The organism is Microcystis sp. M165S2 (genome assembly GCF_020245885.1).
GTDB lineage: Bacteria > Cyanobacteriota > Cyanobacteriia > Cyanobacteriales > Microcystaceae > Microcystis.
On sequence record NZ_JADBTZ010000414.1, the window covers coordinates 1 to 4,176 of the forward strand.

The following is a 4,176-nucleotide window of genomic DNA, read 5'->3' on the forward strand; positions in this document are numbered from 1 at the left end:
CACTTTTTCTCGGTCAATGATGACAATAAGTTATAGCTTAGAAGCTAATCAACAACTAAAGCTTATGCTTGTAGCTAAGTGAAATCATTGATTAAGAGACCTGTGCTTTTCAATAACTTTTTCAGCAGACCCTAATTATTCCAGCATATAGTCTAGCTGAACCTCACGAAAAACTGACTCGTCAAGCAAAGAGTCGTCGGGAACTTCAACAGTTACTAGATACTGAGTTACGTCAACTTTCACGCACAGCTTCTTATGCAAGTCGGATCAAGAGTATTCAAGATATTGCTAGTTTAATGGTGCAAAGCAATGAAGAAGAACGACATCGTTTTAATAAATATCGAGAACGCCTCCTCAAGGTAGGAGAAATTGTGGCACTTACTGCTGATATTTTAATCGAAGCAGCATCTTATGAAACGATATATGATTTAACGCCACAAGATGCTCTTGTCTATGCCTCGGTACTTCATCATTTACGACGTTATCAGCCACAGCAGGCGTGTTTTTTGAATCGAAACTCAAAAGACTTTGATAGTCCTGATATTGTTGAAGAACTGAATCAATTCAACTGTAGGATGATTCCCCGATTTGATCGTGGTTACAGTTTTCTTCAGTCGCAGTTATCGTCCTAGTAGCTGAGATCAAGCTTTTCGGTTGGGTTGAGCGCTTTAATACTTAGGAGAAAACTGCTCGATTCAAAAATTTGAGCTAAAACCCAACATTTTTAAAGACATCGGTGCAGTTGGGTTTCCCGCAAGTGTCGCTCATTTTTGATAGACAAAAGTTATTGCTGTCACCCCCAACACAAGTTTACTGTCCCACCCGCCAAATTTTGATAGTTCTGTCACCACTCCCACTAGCTAAATAGCGGCCATCGGGACTATATACCACTGACCAAAACCCGCTAGAATGACCAGTAAGGGTACGCAATTCTCTTCCCGTTGCTACCTCCCAAATTTTGATAGTATCGTCCCAACTCCCACTGGCTAAATAGCGGCCATCGGGACTATATGCTACTGATGGAACCGAGTTGGAATGACCAGTAAGGGTACGCAATTCTTTTCCCGTTGCTACCTCCCAAATTTTGATAGTATTGTCATAATTCCCACTAGCTAAATAGCGGCCATCAGGACTGTATGCTACTGACCAAACAGAGTCAGAATGACCAGTAAGAGTACGCAATTCTTTTCCTGTTGCTACCTCCCAAATTTTGATAGTATTGTCAGCACTCGCACTAGCTAAATAGCGACCATCCGGACTATATACTACTGAGTAAACCCCGCTAAAATGACCAGTAAGGGTACGCAATTCTTTTCCCGTTGCTACCTCCCAAATTTTGATAGTATTGTCAATACTCCCACTAGCTAAATAGCGACTATCGGGACTATATACCACTGACAAACTCCTGCTAGAATGACCAGTAAGGGTACGCAATTCTTTTTCCTTTGCCACCTCCCAAATTTTGATAGTATTGTCACCACTCCCACTAGCTAAATAGCGACCATCGGGACTATATACTACTGAATAAACCCCGCTAGAATGACCAGTAAGGGTACGCAATTCTTTTCCCTTTGCCACCTCCCAAATTTTGATAGTATTGTCACCACTCCCACTAGCTAAATAGCGGCTATCGGAACTATATGCTGCTGATAAAACCGAGTCAGAATGACCAGTAAGGGTTTTCTCGAGAAAACTACCACTAGGAAAATTAGAGATCAATAATTGAAGACCGGCGGGAAACTGCTTATATTTAAAATAACCGTAAACTTGCGTTATTCCTATTCCTAATAACAAAATGCTACCAAGAGCTATCATTCTGTTTCTCAGATTATTATTTTTAACCGGTTGTGCTGGTGTTTTTTTGGGTACAGCTACAGGTGAAACTGGCGGAGAAGGATTAATCTTAGGAATAACTGGCGATTGTTTTTTAGTTACAACAGGCTGCGGATTTGGTGCTGGTGTAGGAGGTAACTTTAACTGCCGTTCAATCTCATCCAAACGCTGTAAAATAACCCTAGTATTAGCTGGTCTATTCTCGGGCAATTTTTCCATTAACTCCTCAATAAAATCCAACAATAATGGGTGAATATTTTCCGTTTCTTCTCGCCAAGATAAAACATCATTAACCGGATCATAAATTTCTAAAGGATGTTTTCTGGTTAATAAATGTACAAAAGTTCGTCCTAAAGCATGAAAATCTGATTGAATCACTGCTTGGCCATGTTGTTGTTCATTGGGTGTATATCCCGCTGAGGTAATACCTGTTACTTGTTGACCTTTTACCTTTTGATGATAGGTTTGGGTTTCTTCCCTTGCTGTGCCAAAATCAATTAACACCAACTCGCCACTATTCCGCAGCATAATATTAGGGGGTTTAATATCACGATGCAGCCAGTTTTGTTGATGAATTTTATCGAGAATTAAAGTAATTTCTCTCAGCCATTTTAAGGCTCGTTTTTGACTTAAATTATCATACTGCTTTAGCCACTGTTCTAAATTAATCCCCTCCACTTTTTCCATGACTAAACAGTGTAATATTTTCCCCTCTCTCGTGGAATATTGAAAATAGGCATCCCCTCGAGGAACACCGGTCACATTTTGACGACTTAACTCTAATAAAACGTCATATTCCCGTTTAAATAATTCCACTGCTTTCGGTTCATTATTCCATTTTTCTTGTAATACCTTGAGGATTTTGGCCGTAAAACCCTCAAAAGCCTCATAAACAACCCCAAAACCAGTCGTATCACTCAATAACCGACTTACCCTATATTGACCATTTAACAACAATTGAGAGCCGCAACTTTGACAGTAACGAGTATTCGAGTTATTATTACTCGGATGCTCCGGTTGAGAACAATCGGGATTAATGCAGTAACAGGTTTTCATCTCGGCTACCAGTTATTTTATCGGGTGAATAATTGCAAGTTTTCCCTTGACCTGTCTTTGAAGGCATTTTATCATAAGTAAGTAGGCGTTAAAAATTATCAGATGCCCCCTTTATTAAGGGGGATCCCCCCGCCTATCGGCACCCCCCTTATCAAGGGGGGCAGGGGGGATCGAACCTAAAATCCATTTTTAATTTAATTATAACCAGCTACTTAAGTAAGCTAAAACGCATTTTAACCGCCTATCCTTAGATTAGCTGTCTCGGAGTCTCGACTAGAAAATTAATTTTGCCGGCCTACTTAACTAACACTCCATTCAGAAAAATTTCGGCAATACCTTCGGCCATTTCCTGTAATGCAAGGGGGGAAGCATTGGCATCTAAAATAGTTTCAGTGGAAAAACCGGCAATTGCGAACATTCCTAGAAAAACTTGGGCCACAATTTTCGGATTCATGGGACGATAGATACCATGATCGATCGCTGTTTGAAAAAAAGCCTCGGCCACATCGGTCATTTTAGCAATTACCTCCGATTGAATTCGGTCTTTTAATTCCGGGTGAAATTGCGCCTCTATAAAACAAACTCGCAATAAATCGCTATTTTCTCGCATTCTCAACACCCTACGTCGCATCACCTGCGCTACCGCTTTATAACTGCCCATTTCGCTCAATTCCGTCAGCAAGTCGGTGAGAATATCCACCCATCCCCTAGTGGCCACTTCAATTAAAATCGCCTTTTTGTTGGGAAAATAACGAAATAAAGTTCCTTCTGCCACATTTGCCTTTCCTGCTAGGTCTTTGGTCGTGGTTCCTTCATAACCCTTAGCGGCAAATAAACGTAAAGCGGCCTGTAGAATACGACTACGGGTATCTTCTTCCCCAGAATTGGTCTGAGTTAGGGAACGTTGAAAAAGACTTTGCATAATTATTGACAGCTAGAACGGGATAGAGCCATTGTCATCTATCAAGTTAGGTGTTTACGCAAATGCTTCATAAAATTTTGAGTAATTGGGGTAACTTGGCCTTCAACAACGAGAGCAGCCGCTTGACAATCGGCTAAGTTCCCAGACAAGATAACCTTGACACTTACTCCCGTATCAATCAAACCTTACTCTGGACTGCTGAAAAACATCGTCAGTGCAGGGCGTTGACATCCTCGCCGCCGTAAAACGGACGGCGATTCCTCACCACGCCACTTTTTTAGGGTGGTCGCGTCAATGGGGTTGACGCAGATAGCGAAAAACGCTTAATTGCTTAAGTCTGACACTTTCGACCCGTCCGTTTTCAG

3 protein-coding genes are annotated in these 4,176 nt (G+C 41.3%); 1 reads left to right on the top strand and 2 read right to left on the bottom strand.

All coding sequences use genetic code 11. From position 1 onward, the window contains the following. Window positions 1–296: 296 nt before the first annotated feature. The gene (locus tag IM479_RS20480) at window positions 297–632 is read left to right on the top strand and encodes a PIN domain-containing protein (protein WP_287684207.1); all 336 of its coding nucleotides are present in this window, start codon (window positions 297–299) and stop codon (window positions 630–632) included. 178 nt (window positions 633–810) lie between these two features. On the opposite strand, the gene IM479_RS20485 is transcribed toward IM479_RS20480, so the two are convergent. Both IM479_RS20485 and IM479_RS20490 read right to left on the bottom strand, forming a co-directional pair. Continuing rightward, window positions 811–2,889: a serine/threonine-protein kinase gene (locus tag IM479_RS20485; RefSeq protein WP_287684208.1), complete on the bottom strand. Its 2,079-nt coding sequence runs from the start codon at window positions 2,887–2,889 to the stop codon at window positions 811–813. A 295-nt stretch (window positions 2,890–3,184) separates the two neighbouring features. Continuing rightward, window positions 3,185–3,811, bottom strand: a complete 627-nt coding sequence (locus IM479_RS20490; RefSeq protein WP_287684209.1) for a TetR/AcrR family transcriptional regulator — start codon at window positions 3,809–3,811, stop codon at window positions 3,185–3,187. Window positions 3,812–4,176 lie beyond the last annotated feature (365 nt).